This is a genomic window from Brevundimonas denitrificans, assembly GCF_030160755.1.
GTDB lineage: Bacteria > Pseudomonadota > Alphaproteobacteria > Caulobacterales > Caulobacteraceae > Brevundimonas > Brevundimonas denitrificans.
Genome location: NZ_BSOY01000173.1, coordinates 1 through 729, shown reverse-complemented (window position 1 = coordinate 729; position 729 = coordinate 1). Strand labels below are relative to the sequence as shown.

1 protein-coding gene is annotated in these 729 nt (G+C 56.7%); it reads right to left on the bottom strand.

Going from position 1 to position 729, the window contains the following annotated elements:
* On the bottom strand, positions 1-729 hold a 729-nt coding region (locus QQJ79_RS15585), incomplete at both ends, for a DUF2659 family protein (protein ID WP_284223843.1).

Genomic DNA, 729 nt, shown 5'->3' with positions numbered 1-729 from the left:
GCCTTGACACCTTGCGGTGCGGCGGCATCCTCTTTCAGTGCGGACAGAAGGCGACGCGCCTCGTCCCGGTTGCCATCCTTCAAATAGCTGAGGGCAACAATCTCCTGCGCACTGGCAAAGAAAACACTGCCCGGCTCGGTCAGGCCCTCGACGCGGGATCGCACATCGTCCGTGCTGCCGTTATCCAGCAGGTAATAGGCGGCCAGAATACGGGCAAGGCTGGAAAACTCCTTGCCCACTTCGCTATCGGCGGCCAGCGCATCATACACGTCCAGCGCCTCGGCGCCCTTGCCAGCGGACATCAGGGCCTCTGCCTGACGCAGGCGGGCCAGACCCCGGTAGCCGTCATTGCCGTTTTCGGCCAGATCCGCAAAGGCCGCACTGGCATCCTCGAATTTCTTGTCAGCAAGAAACACGGTGGCTTCATAGAACTGGTCGCCCTGCGCAGTTGCCTCGGACTGGCGATAATTCTGCCACCCGACCACAGCCGCCGTTGCCGCGACAATCAGGATAGAACCGCCAATGACAAAATTACCGTACTTCTTCCACAGTTGAAGGGACTTGTCTTTGCGGACTTCCTCGTCCACTTCGCTGAAAATATCGGACACAAAAAACTCCAGTATCGCTTGAATTTGCGGGATAAAATAAACCGCCTGATATGCAATGGCAAACACTGATCCTGTGGTGCCCGACAATTTCGACATAAAAAAGGCGATTTTACCTGTAGGC